Source organism: Aeromonas sp. 95A, from assembly GCF_051919235.1.
Classification (GTDB): domain Bacteria; phylum Pseudomonadota; class Gammaproteobacteria; order Enterobacterales; family Aeromonadaceae; genus Aeromonas; species Aeromonas veronii.
On record NZ_JBQBFC010000001.1, the window covers coordinates 2,402,510 to 2,428,565 of the forward strand.

General features: G+C 54.9%; 20 protein-coding genes. 7 read left to right on the forward strand and 13 right to left on the reverse strand.

The annotated features are described in order from the left end of the window. Nucleotides 1-26: 26 nt before the first annotated feature. Nucleotides 27-2,933 (reverse strand): SNF2-related protein, encoded by a 2,907-nt coding sequence (locus ACTG2U_RS10830; RefSeq protein WP_130631641.1) that lies wholly within the window; start codon nt 2,931-2,933, stop codon nt 27-29. After that, nucleotides 2,930-3,184: a helix-turn-helix domain-containing protein gene (locus tag ACTG2U_RS10835; protein WP_370560680.1), complete on the reverse strand. Its 255-nt coding sequence runs from the start codon at nt 3,182-3,184 to the stop codon at nt 2,930-2,932. The genes ACTG2U_RS10830 and ACTG2U_RS10835 overlap by 4 nt, the downstream gene beginning before the upstream one ends. A gap of 201 nt (nt 3,185-3,385) precedes the next feature. Between ACTG2U_RS10835 and umuD the strand changes: the two genes are divergently transcribed. Next, nucleotides 3,386-3,829 carry a translesion error-prone DNA polymerase V autoproteolytic subunit gene (gene umuD / locus ACTG2U_RS10840; protein ID WP_025201139.1) on the forward strand — a complete coding sequence of 148 codons (444 nt, stop codon included), beginning with the start codon at nt 3,386-3,388 and terminating at the stop codon, nt 3,827-3,829. Beyond that, nucleotides 3,810-5,069 carry a translesion error-prone DNA polymerase V subunit UmuC gene (gene umuC / locus ACTG2U_RS10845; RefSeq protein WP_371153072.1) on the forward strand — a complete coding sequence of 420 codons (1,260 nt, stop codon included), beginning with the start codon at nt 3,810-3,812 and terminating at the stop codon, nt 5,067-5,069. The genes umuD and umuC overlap by 20 nt, the downstream gene beginning before the upstream one ends. A gap of 439 nt (nt 5,070-5,508) precedes the next feature. Here the strand turns inward: umuC and pykF are convergent, their stop codons facing one another. From pykF to ACTG2U_RS10885, 8 genes are all read right to left on the reverse strand, one after another. Then, nucleotides 5,509-6,921, reverse strand: coding sequence for a pyruvate kinase PykF (gene pykF / locus ACTG2U_RS10850; protein WP_257124509.1), 1,413 nt, complete (start codon nt 6,919-6,921; stop codon nt 5,509-5,511). Nucleotides 6,922-6,965: 44 nt separating this feature from the next. Beyond that, nucleotides 6,966-8,144, reverse strand: a complete 1,179-nt coding sequence (locus tag ACTG2U_RS10855) for a glycoside hydrolase family 53 protein (RefSeq protein WP_042080912.1) — start codon at nt 8,142-8,144, stop codon at nt 6,966-6,968. Nucleotide 8,145: 1 nt separating this feature from the next. Beyond that, entirely contained in the window at nt 8,146-8,493 is a 348-nt protein-coding gene (locus ACTG2U_RS10860) for a glucose PTS transporter subunit EIIB (protein ID WP_042080911.1), read from the reverse strand. A gap of 53 nt (nt 8,494-8,546) precedes the next feature. Beyond that, nucleotides 8,547-10,601 (reverse strand): beta-galactosidase, encoded by a 2,055-nt coding sequence (locus tag ACTG2U_RS10865; RefSeq protein ID WP_042080910.1) that lies wholly within the window; start codon nt 10,599-10,601, stop codon nt 8,547-8,549. Between the two features lie 63 nt (nt 10,602-10,664). Next, nucleotides 10,665-11,864, reverse strand: a complete 1,200-nt coding sequence (locus ACTG2U_RS10870) for a glycoside hydrolase family 53 protein (RefSeq protein ID WP_047434901.1) — start codon at nt 11,862-11,864, stop codon at nt 10,665-10,667. A 22-nt stretch (nt 11,865-11,886) separates the two neighbouring features. Then, entirely contained in the window at nt 11,887-12,738 is an 852-nt protein-coding gene (locus ACTG2U_RS10875) for a sugar ABC transporter permease (RefSeq protein WP_042080909.1), read from the reverse strand. A 12-nt stretch (nt 12,739-12,750) separates the two neighbouring features. Continuing rightward, nucleotides 12,751-14,055 (reverse strand): carbohydrate ABC transporter permease, encoded by a 1,305-nt coding sequence (locus ACTG2U_RS10880; protein WP_257688013.1) that lies wholly within the window; start codon nt 14,053-14,055, stop codon nt 12,751-12,753. 78 nt (nt 14,056-14,133) lie between these two features. After that, nucleotides 14,134-15,363 carry an extracellular solute-binding protein gene (locus ACTG2U_RS10885; protein ID WP_042080907.1) on the reverse strand — a complete coding sequence of 410 codons (1,230 nt, stop codon included), beginning with the start codon at nt 15,361-15,363 and terminating at the stop codon, nt 14,134-14,136. Nucleotides 15,364-15,922: 559 nt separating this feature from the next. On the opposite strand from ACTG2U_RS10885, the gene ACTG2U_RS10890 reads away from it, so the two are divergent. From ACTG2U_RS10890 to ACTG2U_RS10900, 3 genes are all read left to right on the forward strand, one after another. Beyond that, nucleotides 15,923-17,005, forward strand: a complete 1,083-nt coding sequence (locus tag ACTG2U_RS10890; protein ID WP_042080906.1) for an ABC transporter ATP-binding protein — start codon at nt 15,923-15,925, stop codon at nt 17,003-17,005. A 294-nt stretch (nt 17,006-17,299) separates the two neighbouring features. Continuing rightward, nucleotides 17,300-19,342 carry a methyl-accepting chemotaxis protein gene (locus ACTG2U_RS10895; protein ID WP_252657143.1) on the forward strand — a complete coding sequence of 681 codons (2,043 nt, stop codon included), beginning with the start codon at nt 17,300-17,302 and terminating at the stop codon, nt 19,340-19,342. 41 nt (nt 19,343-19,383) lie between these two features. After that, on the forward strand, nt 19,384-19,800 hold the full coding sequence (locus tag ACTG2U_RS10900; protein WP_042080904.1) for a hypothetical protein: 417 nt from the start codon (nt 19,384-19,386) through the stop codon (nt 19,798-19,800). Nucleotides 19,801-19,921: 121 nt separating this feature from the next. Here ACTG2U_RS10900 and ACTG2U_RS10905 read toward each other — a convergent pair whose 3' ends face one another. The 3 genes from ACTG2U_RS10905 to galR form a co-directional block, all read right to left on the reverse strand. Further along, nucleotides 19,922-20,890 carry a MalM family protein gene (locus tag ACTG2U_RS10905; protein ID WP_042080903.1) on the reverse strand — a complete coding sequence of 323 codons (969 nt, stop codon included), beginning with the start codon at nt 20,888-20,890 and terminating at the stop codon, nt 19,922-19,924. Nucleotides 20,891-20,967: 77 nt separating this feature from the next. Beyond that, nucleotides 20,968-22,218, reverse strand: a complete 1,251-nt coding sequence (locus ACTG2U_RS10910; protein ID WP_042080902.1) for a maltoporin — start codon at nt 22,216-22,218, stop codon at nt 20,968-20,970. 436 nt (nt 22,219-22,654) lie between these two features. Continuing rightward, a complete protein-coding gene (gene galR, locus ACTG2U_RS10915; protein WP_042080901.1) occupies nt 22,655-23,653 on the reverse strand; it encodes an HTH-type transcriptional regulator GalR in 999 nt (332 codons plus the stop codon). Nucleotides 23,654-23,964: 311 nt separating this feature from the next. On the opposite strand from galR, the gene galE reads away from it, so the two are divergent. Both galE and galT read left to right on the forward strand, forming a co-directional pair. Next, nucleotides 23,965-24,984: a UDP-glucose 4-epimerase GalE gene (gene galE / locus ACTG2U_RS10920; RefSeq protein ID WP_204524411.1), complete on the forward strand. Its 1,020-nt coding sequence runs from the start codon at nt 23,965-23,967 to the stop codon at nt 24,982-24,984. Between the two features lie 26 nt (nt 24,985-25,010). Beyond that, on the forward strand, nt 25,011-26,051 hold the full coding sequence (galT, locus tag ACTG2U_RS10925) for a galactose-1-phosphate uridylyltransferase (protein WP_042080899.1): 1,041 nt from the start codon (nt 25,011-25,013) through the stop codon (nt 26,049-26,051). The last annotated feature ends 5 nt before the right edge of the window (nt 26,052-26,056 follow it).

A 26,056-nucleotide genomic window follows, 5' to 3' on the forward strand; every position in this document is an offset into this window, starting at 1 on the left:
TGATCTTGGGAAACGTTATTCGGTGATTACATGACCTGCCAGCGCACGCTGAACAGTGTCTCGTTAAATGTCTTTTCTTGCAGCCGTTGCTGGAGTGAGGCGATCAGCTCATCGCGTTTGGCTATAATCTCATCCTCAACGTTGAAGATCTCTTGCCGAAGGCGACGTTGCTTGCGCTCCAATTCAACTAGCTCATGCTGAATAACCTCCTGCTCTTGCAAGGTGGTGGCCTTGCGGGCGTCACGCTTCAACTGAGCAATACGCGTCTTGGTGTTCTTGAGGGCTTCTTCGGCGGCCAACAGCTTGTCGTCGGCCCAGCGTTCCAGCTTGTCGCGTTCTTCGTTAAATAGCCGTTGATTCGCCTCCAACACTTGGGCGATGGTGGCATCGACTGCTCGTTGGCTGTTAGCAATCAAGGTTGCCGGGATAGTCGTGTTAAGCGCGGTCGGCCTGCTCATGGCAGGCATACTCATCAATTTCTCGCAGGTATTCTGATCCAGTGGCTCCCCATGGTCCGTGAGGCCAGAAAATAGCAGCGCTTCGGTGATCTCGAAGGCATTGACCTCCAACCGCGCCAAGGTCAGCCAACCGGACTGGCCACGTAACCTTTCAACAACGGAGACTCGCATACCGTGCTGTTCGTAATCCAGTGTTAAAACGGCTGGCGGCGTAGGAGCAGAGAGGCTGGCATTGATGCTCCATTCGCCTAGGGGGTGACTCAGACGATAGGCGTGAGACAGCATATCTGTCTGTCGTGGCTGCTCCATGCGGCCCCGAATAAGTTGATAACGACCCGGTTCGATCCCTTGTGGGGGATGGCTCAAAGAGAAGGCATAGGACTGCTCATCAAAATGCGCTGAGTCACTCAGGGCATAGCGAGTCACCCCCCAAAACCAGCGACCAAATTTATCGAGCCGAGCTTCTGCTTCATCCAGACGTAGCTTGAGTCGGTCGTGAACATCCTCATCAAAGTTCTCCAGCAGTTGTGACTGGGTATCTTTAATTCGATCGGCGATCACCTCTTCCAATTCCGCTTGCAAGGTATTAAAGGCTGCTTCTATCTGCTCCGGCTGGCGACAGGTGTCGTAAATCTGGAGGATGCGTTTCTCAAAATCGAGGCCGCCCTCGATGCTCCCGAGCACCTCATCGCTCGCCCCTAACACGCCGGAGAATAAGCTGAACTTCTCAGTGAGAAGTTCCAGCACGCGCTGATCTGCCTGGTTGCGGGTGTTGAGAAAGTTGATGACTACCACGTCAAAGCGCTGACCGTAACGGTGGCATCGACCAATACGCTGCTCGACCCGCTGCGGGTTCCACGGCAGATCGTAGTTGATGATAAGTGCGCAAAACTGAAGGTTGACACCCTCTGCTGCGGCTTCGGTGGCAATCATGATCTCCGCACCACTACCATCGTCCTTACGGAAGTGATCGATAAGTGCAGTGCGGCGATCTACCTGGGGAGAACCGGTAACGCGATCAGTCCCTCTGAACTCCTCCAGCCAGCGTTGGTAAATGGCTGTGGATTCTTCGTGTGAGTTAGCGCCAGAGAACAACACCAACTTGCCCTCGTAACCATTGGCAGAGAGAAAACGATGCAGGTATTCCTGCGTGCGCTTGGACTCGGTGAAAATAATGGCTTTACGCGGCGCGTGCAGCTCTGCCATTTTGCCGAATCCCAGCATAAGCGCCTTAAGCAGTGCTTGTGCCTTGGTGTCGGTTTGTAGTGCACGAGCAGCATCGATAAAGGAGGTTAGCTCGACGATTTCGGCACGAATAGCTTTGCTGTCGAGCGTCCTATCAGCCACCAATGGTTTAACAGGAACCGCTTCATCTTCGTCCTCATTGACCTCCTCCAGATAATCCTGCTCAAGATCGTCTTCGACAATCAGCTGCTCAAGCAGTTGTTCGTCAATATTCCCCGTCAGGTCAGCCAGCAAGCGTTCTAACCGTTCGCGGATGGTGACAAGAGTAGCGGCAACAGCGTGTGAGCTGGAGGCCAGCAGCTTGCGGAGGATCAGTGCGGTAAGATGGCGCTGCTGTTTAGGCAGTGCATAGGAATCCTCGCGCTGCAAGAAGGCCGAGATGCGTTCGTAGAGCGATTGCTCATCGTCGGTCGGCTCAAAGGGCTGAGTCAGCGCCTTTCGTTCGGTATATTTGATGTACTCCAGCACATCACGACGTAACGTGCGTTTGGTGAAACTTGCGAGGCGCTCGCGCAGTTCGTCCATGCTCGAATCGCTGTTCATGAACTGCTTGCGAAACGCGGTTTCGTCGCCGAACAAGTGCTCGTCAATCACCGTGGATAGGCCGTACAGTTCCATCAGCGAGTTTTGAAGCGGTGTTGCAGTAAGCAGTAATTTTTTACGGCCAGCCAATGCACGCTTGAGCGCCTGACCTGTGCGGTTGCTAGCACGATGGGCGTTGCGCAACTTGTGAGCTTCGTCGATCACCACCATGTCCCATGGTACTGCACGCAATTCAGCTTCCAACCTAGCTGCGAACTGATATGACATGATCACGACCGCCTTGCCAGCCAGCCTCTGTAGAGTGGAGAACATGTCACCAGCGGATTGCTTACGAAGTGAGACTGCATCAACCACAGTGGTAGGGACTGCAAACTTGTCATGTAGCTCCTGTGCCCATTGCTTGCGCAGGCTAGCCGGGCAAATCACCAACAGTTTGCGACGGCGTTCAGCCCAGTACTGGCAAACAACTAATGCTGCCTCGATGGTTTTGCCCAAGCCCACTTCGTCGGCCAGCAGCACCCCCTCTTGCAGAGGGTTGCGCAATGCAAATAAGGCTGCCTCGATCTGATGTGGATTCAGATCGACACTTGCATCGAACAAGGATTGAGACAGGCGGTCTACCCCATCGGCAGCATGCCGCCGGATCAGCTCGTGGGCGTAATACTTGGCTTGATACGCAGAGATCAATCTGTTCCCTCCGCCTTTTTCAACTGAGCGGCGATCCAGTTATCAATATCTAAAATACGAAATCGCCAAGAGCCCCCCACTTTGAAAGCGGGTATCTGTTTGCCTGCGGCAAGGCGATAAACCGTCCGTTCAGTGATCTTTAAGTACTCGGCAACTTCCCTAATGGTGAGAATCTCGCCTTCGCGGTTGCTCGGGGTCATGACGTGGGCCAAATCGAGGTAAAGAACGATAGAATAATGCAAAATTTTCAAACTTACGACTTGAGAGGGACCTTGTTGCTCAAATCCAAAGTTGTTCCTATTGATCTTTCGGTAGGGCACACAGATTGTGACTCATACTGACCTCTTTGCCATTTGTTGGCGCCATGGTACGCCATCACTGGCATGCGGGACTTGCGCTGGTTCAAAGGTGGTGCGCTATAATGCCTGTATATAAATACAGGTGTTGTTGCCATGAAGCTGTTAACCCCAGACCCATCACCCGCCGAGGTGACCATCCCGCTGTTCTTGCACCGCGCCTCTTGCGGCTTTCCCAGCCCAGCCAGCGACTATCTGGAAGGGAAGTTGGACCTCAACACCCACTGCGTGTCACACCCTGCTGCAACCTTCTATCTGCGTGCCGAGGGGGAGAGCATGACCGGGGTCGGCATCTTTCCCGGTGACTTGCTGGTGGTCGATAAGAGCCTCACTCCGCGCCATGGTGATGTGGTGATTGCACTACTCGATGGCGGCTTCACGGTAAAGACCTTACAGCTCAAGCCGAGGTTGCGGCTGTTGCCAGCCAATCCGGCGTTCGCGCCTATCGACCCTTGTATGAGCCTCTCCCTGGAGCTATTCGGGGTGGTCACCCATGTGATTGGCAATCTGAGGCAACGTGATGGCCATAGCGCTCGTTGATGTAAACAACTTCTACGCCAGCTGTGAGCGGCTGTTTCGCCCTGAGCTGCGTGGCCGCCCGATCGTGGTGCTCTCCAACAACGATGGGTGTGTGGTGTCGCGCAGCCCCGAGGCCAAGGCGATGGGCATCAAGATGGCCGGGCCCTACTTCAAGATCCGCGAGCAGTTGGAGGCGCATGGCGGTGTGGCGTTCAGCTCCAACTACGCGCTCTATGGAGATATGTCTGGCAGGGTGATGAGCACGTTGGAGACAATGGCCCCCGAGCTGGAGGTCTACTCCATCGATGAAGCATTCCTGTCACTGTCGGAGTCGTTTGCCGGGGACCTGACGGCCTATGGACAACAGATCCGGCAGCGAGTGTGGCAGTGGACCGGCCTAACGGTAGGGGTTGGGATCGGCCCCACCAAGACCCTCGCCAAGCTGGCCAACTATGCAGCCAAGAAGTGGCCTGCCACGGGCGGCGTCGTGGACTTGCGTGACGAGCTGCGCCGTGCCCGGCTGATGGCTATCACCCCGGTGGACGAGGTGTGGGGCATAGGACGGCGCTTGGGAGCCAAGTTGGTGGCACAAGGCATCAACACCGTGGCTGACCTGGTGGTTAGCGACGCCAAAGGGTTACGCGCCCAATACGGCGTGGTGGTCGAGCGGATCGTACAGGAGCAGCGTGGCCTGCCTTGCGCAGAGCTGACCGTTGAACCGGCGGCGAAGCAGCAGATCCTCTCGAGCCGTTCCTTTGGTGAGCGCGTGACTGACCGTGGAGAAATGGCCCAAGCGTTGTCAGGCTTTATGGCTCGTGCAGCCGAGAAGCTGCGGGCCGAGGGGATGTGTTGCCAGCGGGTGCACCTGTTCGTGCGAACCAGCCCCTTTGATGAACGAGCCCCTTACTACCGTGAGCAGGCGGGCATCCGGCTGGTCTGCCCTAGCGATGATACCCGGTTGCTGCTGCAGCAAGTGAACGTGCTGCTACCGCAGATTTGGCGCGACGGTTACCGTTATCAGAAGGGGGGCGTCATGCTGAGTGAGTTCACCCCCAAGGGGCAGCAACAGGCCGACCTGTTTGCCCCATCTTCCGCTCAATCGGACGCGCTGATGGCAGTGATGGACCAGATCAAAGCCAAGGGATTGGGGCGCGTAGGCTTTGCCAGCCAAGGCACGGGGTCGCCTGAGTGGATGATGCGACAAGAGCACCGGAGCCCCTGCTACACCACCCGCTGGGAAGACCTGCCGGTGGCGAGGTAGTCCTGAGTCGGTTAGTTGCGGGGCTGGATGGTTTACGCGTCAGGATCCAGTACCTCCCAACGTCCGCTCTTACGCGGCCCAACAAAACGTAATCGCCCTTCTTTGACCAGCATGGCAACAGCTCTCTCCACTACACTTCATCTGCTATTGCATATGTGCTGAACTAGTTGCTCAAATTTGATGAAGTACTACTGGCTGTGATGTATGAGCGCTTCAGGAGCATAGGTAAAATGAAAGAGCCTCGCAGAAGAGGGAAAGGTGGGAAACCATGCTTTTTGCAGTGAGATCAAGACGGTAGGATAGCGCATACTTATAACATATGCGTCCCCCCCCCCTTGAAATACAGAACCCGCGATATGGTGCGTCGCAGGTTCTGAGTAGCTAGAAGTTAGATAAGAATGTTAAATCCACCTCGGGACTCAAAAGACTCCATTTCAGCTCAGAGTATGTGTGCGGAGGCGGTGTTAGTGGTGCCGCTCGGTACCAGAGCACCGGAGACCATCACAACCACGTCACCTTTCAGACCCATGCCGATTTCCAGCGCGGCTTCTTTACCGATGCGATAGAAATCGTCGGTAGAGGCGATGCTGTCAACCACGTGAGCAACTACACCCTTGGTCAGAACCAGCTGGGCAGCAGTTTTCTTGTTGGTGGTGATAGCCAGGATCCAGGCTTTCGGGAAGTACTTGCGAATGGCCTTGGCAGACTTGCCGCCTTCGGTAGCGACCACGATCAGCGGGGCGTCCAGCTTCTCGGAGGTCTCTACGGCGCCTTTACATACGGCTTCGGTGATGCGCAGCTTGTTGCTGTCGTTGGCAGCAGACAGGTTGGACGGCATCACGGCATCGGTACGCTCGCAGATGGTGGCCATGATGGTCACGGCTTCCAGCGGGTACTTGCCCTTGGCGGACTCACCGGACAGCATCACTGCGTCGGTACCGTCCAGGATGGCGTTGGCCACGTCGCCAGCTTCGGCACGGGTCGGACGCGGGTTCTTGATCATGGAGTCCAGCATCTGGGTGGCGGTGATGACCACTTTGCGGGCTTTGTTGCACTTGGCGATGATCATCTTCTGGGCGAAGATCACTTCTTCTACCGGGATCTCGACACCCATGTCGCCACGGGCAACCATGATGCCGTCGGAGACAGCCAGGATCTCGTCGAAGTTGTCCAGGCCTTCCTGGTTTTCGATCTTGGAGATGATCTGGATGTTCTCGCCACCGTGGGCTTTCAGGTGCTCACGGATTTCCAGAACGTCTTCTTTCTTACGGATGAAAGAAGCAGCAACGAAATCAACGCCTTGCTCGCAACCAAAGATCAGGTCGCGCTTGTCTTTCTCGGCCAGGGCCGGCAGCTTGATGGAGACGCCCGGCAGGTTAACGCCTTTGTTCTCGCCCAGGTCACCGTTGTTCAGTACTTTACAGATAACTTCGCGCTCGGTGATTTCGATAACGTCCAGACCGATCAGGCCGTCATCAACCAGGATGCGGTTGCCGACGCGCAGATCGTTGGCGAAACCTGCATAGGTCACGGCCACTTTGTCTTTGTTGCCAACCACGGTCTGGTCGGTGGTGAAGGTGAAAGTCTGGCCAGCGACCAGCGCGACGTCGTTGCCGCCTTCCAGCTTCATGGTACGGATTTCCGGACCCTTGGTGTCCAGCAGGATAGCTGCGTGCTTGCCGGTCTCGGCCATCACAGCGCGCAGGTTGCTGATGCGGCTGCCGTGCTCGGCGTAGTCACCGTGGGAGAAGTTCAGGCGCATGACGTTCATGCCGGCGTCCAGCATTTTGGCCAGCATTTCTTTGGATTCGGTCTTCGGACCGATGGTGCAGACAATTTTGGTCTTTTTCATGTCAATCTTCATTGTGCTGTTGTCATCTCTTCAATGTGAAATAGTCAGCGGGTCAGGACAAAGGCGGCCAACGCCGGCAGTCCTCTGCCCTCCCGATCAAACAGGGCCTGGTTCTCCCAGCCATTGCCGAGGGGCTCATCTATCCCGAGGAACGCCATGCCAGCGCGACTGGCCCAACTGTCGCCGGGGACCCGGATCCAGCCCGGCTCCCAATAGACAAACCCGAGCCCGAGCTGATCCGGCACTGCGGCAATAGCAGCACGCAGTGCATCGAGAAACGCTAGTTGCCCCTCGGGCGTCGCAGCAAACCCGCCGCGTACGGCCTCCTGCTCACCGAAGGCGTTACGAACCTCGTCCTGGTTGACGGTGTCATGCCCATAGGCGGTCTCAACGACCAGCAGCGGACGCCTGATTTGGGTGGCAAGGCTGTTCATGGTGCGCGAGAGGTCGCCCAGAGATCCGTGCCAATATGGGTAGAAGGAGATACCCACCAGATCGAACGGCACATCGCGTACCTGCATCGCCTTGAACCAGCGTAGGCACTGAGCCTCATCCCCTCCTTCAGCAAGATGTAGCATCAGTCGTGGGGTGATACCCCCCTCGCTGCCAGCACGGATCCCGGCGATGGCCGCCTTGAGCAACTGGGCTAATCGATCGAACCCCTCCTCTTCTTCTTGCCGGTGTAGTTGCCCCTGCGGCCACAGCATGCCGTTATTGAGTTCGTTGCCGACCTGCACCATTTGCGGTGGCACCCCGGCCTCGCGCAGGCGTTGTATCACGGCGGCGCTGTAATCGTGCAGCATTGCCGCCAACTCTGCATCCGACTTGCCTCGCCAGGTCCGTGGCGTGTGCTGCTTGCCAGGGTCGGCCCAGAAGTCGCTGTAATGAAGATCGAGCAACCAGGGCAGGTTGAGGGACCGGCTTCGCTGCGCCAGTGCAATCACCTTTTCCAAGTCATTGTTGCCACCACCAAAGGGTTCCCCCTTGGCCGAACGGGGATCGACCCACAGCCGCAGGCGTACCAGGTTGAGGCCACGCTTGCGCATCAGGGTTAGCAAATCCCCCTGCCGCGTTCCGTCTTGATAGTGAACGCCCAGGCGCTCGAGTTCGGCCAGGGTGGAGACATCCGCCCCTCGGATGGCCAGGTTATGAGGAGCGGCACCAGCCCCTGCACTGATGGCTCCCAGCATGACCAACAGTGGCCAGCTCAGCGGGGGGCGCATCCTAGTGCTGCTCCGGCTCGTGCAGTTCGAACCACTGACCGAGATCACGACGCAGGTTGTCCGAGCGTTTGCCGAAGATGGCCTGCACCTCGTCGCCGATGATGATGACGCCTATGGCGCCGAGACGCTGCAGCGCCTCGCTGTCGACCGGCTGCAAGGCATTGACCCTGACCCGCAGCCGGGTCAGGCAGGCGTCAAAGCCCACGATGTTGTCGCGCCCGCCAAAGGCAGCGATGAGCGCGGTGATGGCCGCTTCGTCCAGCCCGGAGAGCGGTGCCTCGGCCGATTTCTCCTCCTTGTGGCCGAGGGCCGCGGCGAACAGCCGCTTGAAGTCCTGCATCTTGACCATTTGAGTCTCCTAAACGTAAAAAAGAGGGCGAAGCCACTGGCTCCGCCCCGCAATCAACAGGCGCGACGCAGCACCCGGCAGCCGAATGGAGGCAGCACCAGTAAATCGCTCAGCGCCTCACCGCTCACCATGTCACTGTGACCACCCGGCAGAGTGACCAGGCGCTCGGCGTTGGCGAAGTTTTGCACGAATACGAACACCTGCTCACCGTCGGTGCGACACTGGGCGGTGACCCCCTCCGGCAAGGCTGGCAAGGCACGCGGCAGAGCCAGGGTCTCGATGAGATGGCCAAAGAAGTCGCGTTGGAACGCCAGATCATTTCGCGAGGCGACGTAATAGGCGCGACCTGTCCCGTGCTCGTTGACCGTCACCGCCGGATGTCCGGCATAAAAGTCACCGTCATAGCTGGCCAGGGCCCTCGCGCCTTCCAGGTGGATGAGATCGCAAAGGTGAGTGACTTCGTAAGGGCCGCAGAGTCCGGCTTCGTTGCCGGCAAAACCCGAGACGGCGTTACGTTCCTCGTCATAGAGACCGTCTATCTCCTCTGCCCAGATCCCAAGGACCGGGCGCAGCGGCCCTGGGAATCCCCCCAGGTGACAGAGATCGGTCTCGTTGACGATGCCGCTCCAGTAAGTGGTAACGAACTGCCCGCCTCGTTTGACAAAGGCGTCAACCCGTTCGGCAAAGCCATCGCGCACCATGTAGAGCATGGGGGCGATAACCAGGTCATAGCCATCAAGCGCGCAGTCGGCATTGATGACATCCACCGCCACCCCTGCCTCCCAGAATGGGCGGTAGTGCTCGGCTACCGTCTTCTCGTAGAAGAGGCCGGCATTGCGCGGCCCCTGAGCATTGTCCATGGCCCAGCGGCTCTCCCAGTCGAAAATGATGGCCACTTTGGCCTCGACGCGGCTGCCCGCGACCTCTGGCAACTTGGCCAGGATCTCGCCTAGTGCCTGTACCTCGCGGCCCACCCGGGTATCGATGTGACCAACGTGATCGACCACGGCGCCGTGGAACTTCTCGACCGAACCACGACTCTTGCGCCACTGGAAGTACTGCACCGAGTCGGAGCCGTGGGCTACCGCCTGCAAGGAGGATAGGATATGCATTCCAGGCTTCTTGAGCTTGCTGATGGGCTGCCAGTTGGTCAGGCTCGGGGTCGACTCCATCAGGAAGAAAGGTTTGCCTCCCTTGAGAGTGCGCATCAGGTCGTGATACATGGCGGTGTACGCCGCCAGGGTCGAGTCATCGCCACTGTTGTGCCAGAGGGGGTAGCTGTCCCAGGAGATGAAATCGATCTCCTTGGCCAACTGCCAGTAGTCATAGTCGTAGAAGTACTCCATGAAGTTGGTGGTGGCCGGCAGGCTCGGGTTGGCCGCCTTCAAGGGCTTGATCTCCTCGGCACAGAAATCGCTCACCTGGGCGGTATTGAAACGCTTCCAGTCGAGGTTGAGGCCGTGGATCGAGCTCTCGCCGATGGGAGACGGGGATTCGATCTGTGACCAGTCGGTGTAGGTATGGCTCCAGAAGCTGCTCCACCAGGCGTGATTGAGCGCTTCTATGCTGCCATAACGAGCCTTGAGCCAGTCACGAAAGCGCTCCTGACAAAGCTCGCAGTGGCACTCGCCACCGTACTCGTTGGAGATGTGCCAGGCGATGACACCGGGATGATGGCCGTAGCGTTCGGCCAGGGCACCGTTGATAGCTCGCACCTTGTCACGATAGACAGGCGAACTCATGCAGTGATTGTGACGGCCACCGTGCAGTGCCTTCACACGTTCCTTGCTGACCCGCAACACCTCGGGATAACGCTGGGAAAGCCAAGCCGGACGAGCACCACTTGGTGTGGCGAGGAAAACTGACACACCGCTTTCGTGCAGGCGATCGAGCACCGTATCGAGCCAGCCGAATTCATAGCGCCCCTCTTGTGGCTCCAGGGAAGACCAACTGAAGATGCCGACCGACATCACGTTGCAGCGGGTTTGCTTCATCATCTCGAGATCGCGCTCGAACACCTGGGGATCATCCAGCCACTGATCCGGGTTGTAATCAGCACCATGCAGCAGGGCGGGGACCCGTTCACTGAGCGGGGGAAACTTGAACATCACACATCTCCTAAAACGAGGGGGCGCCGGCCATGGCCGGTCGCCCTATCGGTTGAAACCGGGTCAGTTGAATACCTTGATCGAGGGGAGCACATGGCCGGAGCAGTCAAACAGCGCCTGGTTCTCCCGGGCATTGCCCTCTTTCCAGTCGTCGTTGTTGTACTTCATCCCAGCCTTGGTAGCCCAAGTGGCACCAGGGGTTGGCAGCCACGCAGGCTCCCAGTAGAAAACTCCCTTGCCACGCCCGTCCGGTACCGCCACCACGCTCTTGATCAGATCGCGCAGGAAGTCGGCCTGCCCCTGTACGCTGGCCGGGTAACCACCGTCGCTCGCTTCCTTGGCAGTAAAGTTGTTCTCGGCGTTGTCGCAGTTCTCCGTGGTGTAGCCGTAGGCGGCCTCGACCACGATCACATCCTTGCCATAGCGCTTGCTGATGTCATCCATGTTGGCCTTGAGGGCACTGATGGGGCCATTCCAGTAGGTGTAGAAGGAGAGCCCGATGATATCGAAGGGCACCTCGCGCTTGGCTATCTCGTCAAACCACCAGACGAAGGTGTCGTTCTTGGTGCCTTCGGCCAGGTGCAGCATCACCTTGATATCCTTGCCGTGCTCTTTCACCGCACGCACACCGGCCTTGAGCAGGGTGGCCAGGCGATCAAACTCGCCACCGTTCTGGCCCCAGCTCTTACCCTCCGGCCACAGCATGCCGCCGTTGATCTCGTTGCCAACCTGCACCATGTCAGGCATCACGCCGGCCTTGGCCAGGGCGTCCATGCTCTCCTTGGTGTGGGCATAGACCGCATCCGCCAACTGCTCGACCGACATGGTGCGCCACGCCTTGGGCTTGTTCTGGCGACCCGGATCGGTCCAGAAGTCGCTGTAGTGGAAATCGAGCAGGAACTTCATGCCGTGCGCCTTGGCACGCTTGGCCAGTTCGATCGTTGCGGCCAGATCGTTGTTGCCGCCGCCGTAAGGCTTGCCGTCGGCATCCTTGGGGTCCACCCACAGGCGCAGGCGGATGTAGTTGAAGCCGTTCTCCTTGAGGATGGCCATGGCATCCTGCTGCTTGCCGCTGGCATCGAAGAACTTGCCACCAAATTTCTCCACTTCGGCCAGCATGGAGACATCGGCCCCCTTGATGAACTCCTGCGGTACCGCTACTGGTTGCACCACCACACTTTCGGCAGCCACGACGTGGGCCTGCATACCCAACATGCCGGTGGCGAGCAGCGCCGCCATCACCAGCGTCTTCTTGATTTTCATGTCGAACGTCCTGTTTAACGGATTAACCTTTGGTCCCACCTGCGGTAAGACCGGAAACGAAGTACTTCTGCAAGGAGAGGTACAAGATGGCCACCGGCACCGCGATGAGCACAGCTCCCGCTGCATAGGTGGTGTAGCTGGCCCCCATCTTCTGGGCGACCAGGTTGTAGAGACCAATGGGCAGGGTGAACTGATCCGGGGTGCGCAATATGGTGCTGGCCAGGATGAAGTCGCCAAGCGGGCCGGTGAAGGAGAACAGTGCAACCACCGCAATGATGGGCTTGGAGAGCGGCATGATGATCTCGATGAAGATGCGGAAGTTGCCCGCCCCGTCCATGCGCGCCGACTCGTCAAGATCCTTGGGGATGGCATCGAGGTAACCCTTCATCAGATAGGTGTTCATCGGGATCATGCCGCCCACATAGACCAGCACCAGCGCCAGGTGGCTGTTGACCAGACCCAGCATCTGGGCCAGCACGAAGATGGCGATGAGGGCCGAGAACTGGGGCACCATCTGCAACAACAGGAACAACATCAGGCCATTTTGCCGCCCACGGAAACGAAAGCGTGAGAAGGCATAGGCAGTAAAGCTGACACTGATGAGGGTAAACGCCATGGTCAGGAAACTGATCTTCATCGAGTTCCAGTACCAGGCTGCATAGTCGATGCGACCGTCAAACAGCTCCTGATAATGAATAAAGGAGAAGTTTTCCGGGATGATCGACGTATTGAGCAGGCTGCTGCCCGGATTGAGAGAGGCTCCAACCGTCCAGATCAGGGGATAGATGATGATAACCGCGACCATGGCTAGAAGCAGGTAGCTCAGGGTCAGGCGAATGGCATTACGCTTTTTCAGACTGTGTTTGACACTCATGGCAGGGTCTCCTTACACCATGTCGTCTTGTTTGAACGAATTGGTCGCACGGAACTGCCACAGGGCGATGCCGACCACGAAGATAGAGAGCAGGATGGTGATGCTCGCCGCAATCGCATACTGGGACGATGACATGGTCAGCTTATAGATCCAGGAGACCAGGATGTCGGTCCCACCCGCGTTTGAGCCTGCCACAGCAGGGCCACCATTGTTAAACAGGTAGATGATGTTGAAATTGTTGAAGTTGAAGGTGTACTGAGTGATCAGAATCGGGGCGATCGAGTACAACACCAGAGGCAGTGTGATGGTAGTCAGTTTGTGCCATGCGCTGGCGCCGTCGATAGTGGCGGCCTCATAGAGATCATCCGGGATCGCCTGCAGTACCCCGGTGGTCATGGCAAAGACGAACGGGAAACCAAGCCAGGTTTGCATCAGGATTAGGGCCGTCTTTGTCCAGAAGGGATCTGTCATCCATGCCTTGGGCTCAATGCCAAGCGCAGCCAGGATGCCATTGTTGATCACACCAAATGTCTCATTGAACATGCCGGCAAAGACCAGAATGGTGACAAAACCGGGCACTGCCCACGGCAGGATCAGGATAGTGCGAATGAGCGGCTTGAAGCGCAGATCCTTCTGATTGACTAGGATAGCCAGCAGTACCCCGACCGTGCATTGCAGCGTGGTGGCGATCAGCGTCCAAATCACGGTCCACTGCAGCACATCGAGCAGGGTCGAACGCCACAGATCGAGCTTGAAGATGTTGATGAAGTTCTTCATCCCCACCCAGTCCACCAGCTTGGCAGGCGGAGTGTGGTAGAGATCGTAGTTGGTGAAGGCGATGGAGAAACCAAAGATGATGGGGAACACCACCACGAATACCAACAATATAAAGCCCGGGGTGATCATCAGGTAGGGGAAACCTTCGCTCAGCAACAATTGGTATTGCTTACGCACACTGGTCAGCGCTACGCCACGATCCCGGCGATCGCCGTTAACATAAGCATCACGGACGCTCCAGTAATAGATGGCGCAACCAAAGATGGCCACTAGTACGCTGATAACCCCCTTGGCCAAGAGGAAGACGGAATTGTCCCGGGGCAACTCGGTACCGAGGGTAAACAGCCCCCAGAACCCTTGAGATAGAAAATCATGGAATACGCCGAAGAAACAGGCCATGACGATGAAAAACAGGGTGCCCTTGACCCATTGCCGGTTATACCACTGACCGAGTCCCGGGATCAGCGAGAGCAGGGCGGCCACCTTGGCATGATGGGTTCTTGTACCGATCTGGGTAAGCGATCCGGAATCGACAACCACAATGTACCTCCTTTCCATTGAGAGCCCGGGCGGCCACGAACGCCGCCCGGCCCGAATTGGGCCTGTGCCCAACTTGTGTTATTGCTGCGAGTGATTGACTTCGATCTGCATGTTGATGTTCTTGACTGCACCTTCCAGTGCCGCCTTCACATCCTGCTTGCCAGTCACGCCAAGCTGCAGTGCACTGTTGGCAGGGGTCCACACCTCTTGCATCTCGGGCACGCTCGGCATCGGAGTAGCGAAACCGGCCTGAATGGCCACGGCACGGGATTTCTCGTCATTCTTGATGAGCGGATCGTCAATCAGCGCCTTGAGGGGCGGGATCTCGCCGGTCTTCTCGAAGCGGACTTTGGCGTACTCAGGCTGGTTGATGAACTCGATGAACTGCTGTGCCAACTCTTTCTGCTTGGAATAGGTAGAGATGCTGTACCCTTTCACGCCGAGGAAAGAGCGCATATGCTCGCCATTGGGCAATGTCGGCAGCGGGGCAACACCGTAGTTCACTCCCGCATCCTTGTAGGGCTGGAACGACCAGGGTCCAGTGATGACGGCCGCGGCCTTCTTCTCGGTGAACAGGGAATCGATGGCGTTAGCACCGGTCTCACCCACGATACCGGCCGGGAAAAGGCCTTCGCTGTAGAAACGCTTGAGGAGACTCACTGCATCGACCGAGCCCTGGTTGGCTAGGCCCACATCCTTGACGTTGGGCGAACCGTTGGGGTTCTGGCCGAAGATATAACCCCCCATGGCTGCAACTACACCATAGGAGTAATAAATCTCGTCAAACTTGGCGAGCAGACCGTATTTGTCCTCCCCGCGCAGGGTCTGGGAAGCCTTGATCAGCTCGTCAAAGCTCTCAGGAGCCTTGGGTAACAAGTCCTTGTTGTAGACCATGACAATGGTCTCGACCGCCTTGGGTAGGCCATAGAGCTTGCCTTCATAAGTCTGGGCATCCACCGCAGGTTTGGTGAAACCAGCAAGGTAGTCGGCCCCCGGCTTGATCTCGCTGATGAGCCCCTGCACCACGGCAGTACCAACCTGATCATGGGGCAGTACCAGTACATCCGGACCGATACCGGCCGGACCGTCCAAGCGCAGCTTCTCGATCTGCTGGGCATACGGGGTTTCGAGGATCTTCACCTTGACGTTGTGCTTGGCTTCGAACGCCTTGACAGCCTCCTCAATGCCGTTTGATTTCTTGATGTCTTCCCACACCAGAAGTTCACCGTCAGCGGCGCGGGCTAACTGGCCCAACCCCATAACGCCCAAAGACAACAACATTGCAGCAGTCAATTTGTTGATTTTCATATAATTTCCTTGTCCCCAACTCAGGTAAAAGCAGGTCTTGTCAGACCACGTAGGTAAAGTGAGTGTTACGATTCCATCCAGTCGGTGTAACTTCTGAAGATTGTTACCAATTCGGGTGTAAAACAAAGCAAAGCCACATTTCACGCCGGACTGGTCTGGCCTCTACGACACAACCTAACCACCACCTAATGCAATGAAAAATAAATGGTTTAATCCCATACATCAGATCCGGAGCAATACGCTCTATCACTTGATTTTTGCTTGGCACAGGTCTTCGGGTGCACTGGAACAGCAAAAAAGGTAACGATTACACCGAATACCTCTACGGTAAGCGGTGCTTGCTCTGCCTGCCAGCAGCACATATCAAGGCTGTGATCTCATGCACAAAAGAAACAGCATTTTGTGCAACCGATTACACCAGCCTGATATAGTCCCTCTAAAGCCACAGAGTGAAACGGTGTGAAACGCCTTCTCCCTCCTAGGGCAAAAAAGCCGCAGAAGGGGTATGACCGCCCCAGCACTCGCAGCTAATGCATTTATTATCAAGGAGTTAAAGCTCATGGCGAGTATCAGACTGAACAATGTGATCAAGCGTTTTGGCAGCAATGTGACCCTACATAATGTGAATCTGGATGTAGAAGACGGTGAGTTCACCGTCTTTGTCGGTCCTTCCGGTTGTGGTAAATCCACTCTGCTGCGCATGATCGCCGGTCTGGAAGAGATTTCGGACGGCCACATTGCGATTGATGAGCAGGTGGTCAACGATGTAGCCCCAGCTCATCGCGGGGTGGCCATGGTGTTCCAATCCTATGCCCTGTATCCCCACATGACTGTGGCCGAAAATATGGGCTATGGCCTGCGGGTCAATGGTGTGGTGAAAGAGGAGATCGCACATCAGGTCAGCATGGTGGCCAAAACACTGCAACTTTCCCACTTGCTCGACCGTAAACCCAAGCAACTTTCCGGCGGGCAGCGTCAGCGCGTAGCCATCGGCCGAGCTATCGTGCGTAACCCCAAGGTGTTCCTGTTTGACGAGCCACTATCCAACCTTGATGCAGAACTCCGTGTGGAGATGCGTCTACATATCGCCAAGCTGCATCAGGAACTCAAGACCACCATGATTTACGTTACACACGATCAGGTGGAAGCAATGACCCTCGCAGACAAGATCGTGGTCATGAACTACGGCAAGGTAGAGCAGGTGGGCTCTCCGATGGAACTCTACTACAAACCAACCAACAAGTTTGTCGCCGGTTTTATCGGATCCCCCAAGATGAACTTCCTGCCCGGTAAAGTGCTTGCTTGGAGTGAAAATGAGCTGACCGTACAAGTCAGTGAGCAACAGATCCTGACTTTGCCCATAGCCACCTCTCACGTAGCAGAAGGCAGCGAAGTGACACTGGGCCTGCGTCCGGAGCATGTTGTGCCAAACGGCCAAGGCATTCACCTCACTTTTACCTGTGAAGTCGTTGAACGCCTGGGCAACAGTACCTATCTGTTTGGCCAGTGCTGCGGCGTCGATGGATTCAAACTGTTACTTGCCGGCGACAGCGCATTTAGCCCCTACCAGAAGATGGATGTCTTTTTCTCACCCGAACATTGTCTCGTTTTTGATGCAGAAGGATTACGCATCAACCACTGATTTCATCACAAGCCATGCCAGATTTGCCCCCAGCAGAGCCGGGGGCTTTTTTTTATTCATTTGTTATTAAAAGGAAAATGAGAGCTATCTCTCAGCTCCGGTGAGTTGTAATTTCGTCCTGAACTAGGCGGTGTAAAATACTCACTTAATTGTGTAAACGTTACACAAGAAGTTCCTGGCGATCAAAAGACGCGCTATAGACGTGTTGCGACGCATCAGCAACGAGTCGCCGAAGAGGTCTTCGGTCATCAATCAACCGAGTGTCATAACTCTTAATCCGTGTAATTGATTACAATGAAGACATCAAAACGACATTTTTCCATTATTCAGCGCATCGCACTGGGATTTCTTACCATCATCTTATTGCTGATTCTCTCGGTCGGGCTTTCGCTTTATACCGGACAGAGATTGGCAGCCCAAGTCAATGAGCTTACCGGACACACTGCCCCGACGTTGGTACAGAGCCGCGCGGTGACGCGTGACCTTTTCTCTCTCGATAAGAGCCTGCGAGTCGCCTTATTGCAGCCCTCTGTGGAGGATATCGATAAAGCGATAGCCCTCATGCAGCAATGGCAACAAAGCTACCAGCAAGACGCGCAGCGTCTAAAAGAGCAGACCAACAGTGATGCCGATTTACAAGAGAAGGTCTTGACGCTGGACGAGCAGCAGAGCCAGTACTGGGCACTGATAAAGCAACTTGCAACTGACTATGCCACTAATCTCTCCCATCAGCAGACGCTCAGCCGCGATAACAGACTCAATAGTGCTTTTCGAAAATTACGCGGACAACTGGATATATTGGTTGCGCCACTGGGGGCTCATCCTGCCGTGCTTACAAAAAATCAGCTGTTACAAGAGTTGGAGCTACAAACAAGTAGTGTGACAGACTCTCTCAAACAACGTGATCCCCAGCTGATTGCCAGCAAGGTTGAGCAACTCACCGCATCAGCGATGAAACTGGCTGCACTGCGCAAGCAACTCTCAGTGCAATTACGCACGCAGGAAAGTGCCTTTGGTGACTATATTGACCTTGAACAAAGTGCCGGGATCACCCTAGATAGCGTATTTGCCTTGCTCTCCGGCCCCCAAGCACTCTTGGCAAAACACCTGGAACTTTCTATGCGCAGTGAACAATTGCGCAATCAAAGCGAGCAAGCAACCCGCATGGTTGACTCACTGCTCGCAGAACTCTCTGCCATTGATGACATCGTGGACGCCCAGCTCAGTGCGCGGGTTTCACAAAGCCAGGGTATTCTGTTGCAACTGGAAATCGGGCTCTCGGTTGGGCTACTGGTTTCACTGTGTTTGAGCGCTCTTATTTTACTGCATCTGATTCGCGCCATTCGTAAGCCCATGCAACAACTGCTCACAACACTGCTCTCACTAAGTCGTGGTGACATGACACAGCGAGCCATTCTGGATCGTCATGACGAACTGGGGCAAGTAGGCGAAGGGATCAATTCTTTGGCACACGAGATGAGCAATATGCTCAGCCAAGTGGTACATGCCGCCCGTTCACTCGGGGAAATGGCCGAGCTCAACCTGAGCGCACAACAAAGCGCCACCCGCCAGCTTGAGCAGCAGCGAAGTGAAACTAACAGTGTCTGCGCCGCGATGGAGGAGATGGATTATTCGGCGCGAGAAGTGGCAACCAGTGCTGAAATGGCCGAACAGACGCTGGCACAGGTGGCGAAAGAAGCCACTCAGACCAGCATGATGAGTAAGCACACTGCAGAGCGAATGAGTCGATTAGCTGACGACCTGACCAACTCCTGCCACGCCATTGAGTCAGTGCATCACTTGAGTGTCAATATCGGTGGCATTCTTGAGATCATTGAGCGGGTCACAGAGCAAACTAACCTGCTCGCGCTCAATGCGGCAATAGAAGCCGCCAGAGCCGGCGAGCACGGCCGTGGCTTCGCGGTTGTTGCCGACGAGGTACGCCAGCTAGCCCGTCATACCGCAGAGTCAACAACCCAGATCCAGTCGCACATTGCGGCCCTGCAGCAAGGGGTTACCGGAGCGGTCGAGACCATTGTCCGCTGCCACGGAGTAATGCAGGCATGTAGCCAGGACAGTCAACAAACCCGAATGATGCTTGGCGCTCTTTCAGACAGTCTTCACTCAGTGGCCGAACTGAGCAGTCGAATCGCTACAGCGGCCCTACAGCAGCGCCAAACCAGTACAGAAATAGCCAGAAACATCAGCAATATCAGCTCTATTGCCAATGAAAACCAAAAAGTGCTGGGCAATGTGGCTCATACCGGCGGGCAACTGCAAAAGCTCTCATCACAGCAGCAATCTCTGGTACAGCGCTTTGTTCTGCAAAATACCTGACCAAAACGGGAGATATCCCATGACCATGAGGACCTACTAACATGCTCAAACGTACTCTGCTTGTCGCGGCTATGCTCAGTTGCCTGCAACCTGCATTTGCCGATGATGACTCGGCGCAAACCCGTGCTCTGTTTTTACGTGGCGAGATGAACAACTGGGAAGCGTCAGCTGCCGCCAAGATGACGGTTCAGGCGATCGACCTATTGAGCGTAAAGACGCAACTGCAAGCCAGTCACGGCGCTTACAAGTTCAAGATTGCTGATGAAAAATGGAAAAGTGACACGACCTATGGCCAGGTCGATCCCACCAGCAAAGTCGAGTCAGGCAAGCCCGTGGTGGTCAAAGCCGGTTACCAGTGGGGCGATATGAAATTTACACCAGCTGCTGATGGAAGTTACACATTTACGCTTGATCGTCGTGACCCGGCCAAGGTGATCGTCACCGTCAGTAAAGATTAAATATTGCCGCACAGATAATACCGACAAATAATGCCAACCCGTAAAAATTAGCTGGCATTATGTTTCTTAAATAACAACGCCTGCTTAAGCAGGCGTTGTTATTTAAGAAACGTGGCTCGTCTTATTTCTGACTGCGCTTGACCGCCTCGACAAAGGTGGTCTTGGCCTTGGTCGAGCCAGCCCGCTCAGCTTCATCCACCAGTTTCATCGCCTTGTCGATATCACCAGCCTGCACCGCTATCTCAATCTGGGTCAGATAGAAGTTCTCCGTTTCACCCAACATGGTCGGAGTCGCGACGGCTGGCTGATTCTTTATCGCCGTTGCCGCCACAGCGCCAGCACCGGCGCCAAGCGCCATGGCACTGGGTTGCACACCTTGGCTCAATGCCAGTTTGTCGCTGTATTCTGATTTAAACACATTATCGACCCCTTCCAGCTTGGCGCGATCCACCAGCTCAATCTTGACCAATCCCCACGGGGAGTGCGGGATAACCGGATCATTGACCGGCGGCTCCTGAGTGGAGGTCGCTCGGGCAAACGCCTTAGCGGGGTGCAAAATCGTGGTCGAACCCGAGAGCTCGGTGGCCGGTGAATAGATGACCATATACGCCTCTGGCTTGAGTGCATTACGGCTTACGTAAATGGTGCCCTCAATACGGTCATTATCGAGCAGGTGTGCCGGTTTGTAACTAAACAGAGATTTGCCCAATACCCGGGTCACTTCAAAATTGCTGTTGAGCATCAATACCTGCGGCATCAAGACACTCTTGCCCACTTGGGCTGCAACCTTGACCACCATATCACCGGTATTGGTGGGCAACTGGTAGGCAGCCAGGTAACTCAACCCTTCCTGAAATTTATAAACCTGGGAAGCGCCATCAATGGTCAGCAGCGTATCGCCTTCCGCCAGAGGCTGATATTTAAGCGCCGACAGGGAAGCGCAGCAACTCTGGGCTGAAAGCAGCGCCTGTTTAGCTGCATCGGGGGAATTTAACACGGCTTCATGCGGCTGCAGGGGAACCGTCATGCTTGAACAGCCCGACAACACGACTGCCACCGCGGCGGCAAGGAGATAATTGGCCAACTTCATCGTATTTCCCTATCAAATGGTGACACAAACAAGACTGCCCCCAAAAGGGGGCAGCATGTAACAAACCCGAGTAGATATTACCACCACGCTTCAGCTTGGACACCAAAGTTCCACGCATGGTCATCGGTGTTACCATTGAAGGAATCACCTTCACCATCTGTCAGATAACTTGCATAAACACGGATTTCAGGACGAGCCATCATACTAGGGCCAGCAGACCAAGCTTGTGCCAACGTATATTTTTGACCACTTTCTTTGTCTTCAGAACCACTGGTCCAAGTTTTGGTGCGCTCGAAAGTGCCAAGCTCAACCAAGGTCTTAGTAATATCAGTCCAAGCATATGAACCACGAGCTACTGCACTAAAGAGTTCAGTATTGTCGTGCCAAGCTTGGAGTTTTTCACCCTTGCCATAAGTGAAAACATGGTTGATTGAGAAACGCTCACCAACTGGAATATCACCAGTCAAAATGACGCGGTAGCCAGTGGCATCGTCGGTTGTATGCCATACGTCATACCAACCACCACCTTGCGAGATCATATTCTGAGCCAGACCTTTATTGGCATACTGCAGTACCAGCTTTTCATTGATGCCTGAGCCATCAAAATATTGGCTGATTTCACCAGTCACCATTACCCCATTCTTTGGATCATAACTGGAGCCAGCAGATTTTTGCTCATCAGTTGGGTTGGGCATAGCGTAATCAACACCAAACTCAGTCCAAGCACCACTCCAGGGCTTTAATCCTGCATAGCGTACATCAAGGAAGTTGATATTCAGATCATTATTGGTAATGGAATTATCAATATCATTGCCGTCGGAACGGATCCAGGCAAAAGAGAATGCTCCTGGCCCTGCTTTCAGATTTTCCAAGCCTGCGCCTGCACCGGACACGTTCCAATACTTGGTGTCGATAATATGCAGATCATGACGCTGATAATAACGCTTACCAACCCACAGTATTGCATCTGGATCGCTAGCAATGAGGCCTTTAACTTTAGCATTAAACTGACGAAGACCAAATTTTGCATCATCATCTTTGGTACTTTCACCGTCATTAGAACCATCACTTTCCATGCTGACCATACTGTCTACATAGAACGAGACGCCATCTTTTTTAAACAGCTCTTGTCCAAGACCAATTTCGCCATAGGTATCATCTTCATTACCCAGGCGACCTAATAGATCCTTATTCGCTGTCTGCTGTTTACCATCTTGGGAAACACCGACCCCAGAACGGAAATAACCAGTAAAATCAACAGCGTGAGCATTCGCAGCCATCATAGCAACAGCGAGTGCAATCGATGATGTCAAATATTTGGTCTTCATGTGCGTTCCTTCCTCCGTTGTATCTATATATGTATGGCGATGAACGTCAGCATCCAAGAAAACGCTCTCACCGACGGAACGGATTATATGCGCGACGATTGAACTTTTGTCATGACATGCATCACACATTCATGAAACAAGCATCATTGAAATGGTGAAAACACATTACATCAACACAAGACTTAATGTAAGGTATTGATAATCAATAAAAATAAATCACCACTGGAGTGTTATCGATTACACTGTTAATAAAGTGTTTTCGCACAACCAAGGCTGTCAAGCAGACACTGCGGACTGAAAGAGGCCCTAAGCCAACGACTTAGGCAGAGGTCTTAGCTAACAGAGCGGATAGCGAGACGGGCATTAAAGGCAACGTCAAGAAGAAGCAGTGGCCAGATCATTGGATCTTGACCACTTAGAGAGGCGGGAGTCAGATTTACAAGGTTTTGACTGAATGGCGCCGAACCAAGGTCGGGCTAAACAAGTTGGTCGCTGAATTGATGGCCTCACCACGCGACAGAGCCACAGCCAACTCAGCAGCTTGCGTTGCCATAGCCACCACGGGGTATTTAACTGTGGTGAGACGCGGACGCAAGTAGCGAGATATCAGCACATCATCAAAGCCCACCAAAGAGAGGTCTTGAGGAACATCAATCCCGTTATCGCTAAGCACTGACAAGGCCCCCGCCGCCATCGAATCGTTATAGCAAACGACGGCTGTCATCTGCGGTCCCCGACCCAGCAACTCGGTCATCGCAGCCTCCCCCCCCAATTCATCAGGACTACCGCGGGAGATCAGGCGTTCATCAACCGGAATATTGTGCTCTTGCAGAGCATCCAGATAACCCTGCAGACGGTCCTGAGAGTCTGATATCTGATGATTTGAGCATAAAAATCCTATCTTCTTATGGCCTTCCTGAATCAAATGCCGAGTCGCAAGCCAGGAACCATAGCGATCATCTAGCGCAACACAACGGGACTCGAATCCTGGAACAATACGGTTGATTAGTACCATGCCTGGAACATAGCTCATCATCTGGATCAGCTCTTCATCTGGCAGCATTTTGGCATGAACCACCAAGCCAGAGCAGCGATGCCCTATCAACTGCTCTATTACATGCTTCTCTTTGGCTGCGTCGTGGTAACCATTTCCGATAAGCAGAAAATTCCCCGTGGCCTGTGCCACTTGCTCAACAACTTTAACCATGGTGCCAAAGAACGGGTCAGACACATCAGCAACAATCAATCCCAAAGTTTCATTGTTCTGATGGGCCAATGCTCTCGCGTTCGCGTTGGGGTGGTAGTTGAGTTCATGCATCGCCTTGAAGACGGCATCGCGTGATGCCTGACTTGCCTTTGGCGACTTATTGATGACACGTGAGACTGTGGCGACGGATACGCCTGACAGGAGTGCTACATCTTTGATAGTTGCCATGAATTAGTTTTTCCGGTGAACGGGATAAATAAAAACCTGTGCTTTACATGGTAAGGATACTACCGACATTTCCAATGCCTGACACGGCTTTCATACCAAAAGCGGGATCATTCTATCAATACGAGCGCCTCGCCGTGTAATCATCTTACATACACCGCTCTCCAGCATCATGCGTATTGCGAATAAAAACGTGACAAAAATCACATAAAATGGAGGTGAATCTTCCCGGCATACTTCCACAAGCGCAGAATAAGGGTAAGCGGTTACACTAATGAAACCCAATCAAAACGAGCGCCAAGGAGAGATTCATGTTGAAGATACTCGTCACGGGTGGAACTGGTTACATAGGTAGTCATACCTGCTTGCAGCTTATCGCTGCCGGGATGACCCCCATTTTGTTGGACAATTTGGTTAACAGCAGAGAAAGTGTCCTAGAACGTATCCACACTCTCAGCGGACAACGCCCTCTGCACTATCACGGTGATGTGCGAGATGCCGACCTGCTTGATCGAGTTTTTGCCGACCAGCAAATAGATGCCGTAATCCACTTCGCTGGCCTCAAGGCTGTAGGTGAATCAGTACAAAAACCTCTCGAGTACTATGACAACAATGTCAGCGGCACCTTGGTGCTATTGCAGGCTATGCGACGCGCCGGGGTCAAGACCTTGCTATTCAGCTCATCTGCCACCGTTTATGGTGAACCAGAGACTATGCCCATCACCGAGGAATCGCCAACCTTTAGCGCCACCAACCCTTATGGTCAGAGCAAGCTGATGGTGGAGCGTCTCATCAAGGACTTTGCACGATCAGCTCCCGACTGGTCATTAACCCTGTTGCGCTATTTCAATCCGGTAGGAGCCCATCCCAGCGGCCTGATGGGCGAAGATCCCCAGGGCATTCCCAATAACCTGATGCCTTATATTGCCCAGGTGGCAGTGGGCCGCCGTGCCAAACTCGCCATATTTGGTGATGACTACCCGACACCGGATGGTACCGGCGTGCGGGATTACATTCATGTCATGGATCTAGCCGATGGCCATGTTGCAGCCTTGAAACATACTCTTGGGCAAGCTGGCGTCCATGTTTACAACCTGGGCTCTGGGCATGGCTACAGCGTCCTAGACATTCATGCCGCCTTCTCCAAGGCCTGTGGCCGCGAACTGCCTTATGAGATCGTGCCGCGCCGCGCCGGGGACATAGCGCAGTGTTGGGCCGATCCAACACGAGCCTACAACGAGCTGGGGTGGAAGGCTCATCGCACGCTTGATGAGATGACGGCCGATACCTGGCGCTGGCAATCCCAAAATCCGAACGGTTACCCCCTTCCATGAATGTACAGAACGAGACAGGCCTTCCTATGCAATTTGAACCGACCGATCACCCCCACCGTCGTTACAACCCATTGATCCAGCAGTGGGTTCTAGTTTCTCCCCACAGGGCTAAGCGCCCTTGGCAGGGGCAGCAGGATGAACCCGATCGCACCCAGCGATCAGCTCACGATCCGGATTGTTTCCTCTGCGCCAGCAACACTCGCGTCACTGGTGACAAAAATCCGGATTATCAGTCGACCTTCGTCTTTACCAACGACTTTGCAGCCCTGATTGTTGATACTCCGATGGCCCCAACCAGCGAGGATCCCCTCTTCCAGCTAGAGAGTGCGCGCGGCACCAGCAGGGTAATCTGCTTCTCACCGGATCACAGCAAGACCTTACCCGAGTTGTCCGTCCCCTCCCTCACCGCCGTGGTCAACACTTGGTGCGAGCAAACTGCAGAGCTGGGGTGCGACTACCCCTGGATCCAGGTATTCGAAAACAAGGGAACCATGATGGGTTGCTCCAATCCCCACCCACACGGGCAGATCTGGGCCAACGACTTCTTGCCCAACGAAGCCGCGCGGGAAGATGATGCCCAACGGGAGTATTTTGCAAAAAATGGTCGTGCCATGTTGCTCGATTATGTGGAGCGCGAACAGGCTGACGGCCGCCGTACCGTAGTGGAAACGGAGCACTGGCTGGCAGTGGTGCCCTATTGGGCGGCCTGGCCCTTCGAAACCCTGTTGCTTCCCAAGTTTGCGGTAACACGTCTACCGGCCCTGACAACACAACAGCGTGAAGACCTCGCGCTTGCGCTCAAGAAGCTGACCAGCCGCTATGACAACCTGTTTCAGTGCTCCTTCCCCTATTCGATGGGATGGCATGGTGCGCCTTTCAATGGCGAGGAGAATGACCACTGGCAGTTGCATGCCCACTTCTACCCGCCCCTGCTGCGCTCTGCGAGCGTACGCAAATTTATGGTGGGCTATGAAATGCTGGCGGAAACACAGCGTGACCTGACGGCAGAACAGGCGGCCGAACGCCTGCGTTCCGTCAGTGATATCCATTTTCGTGAACAGGTTTGAGGTTG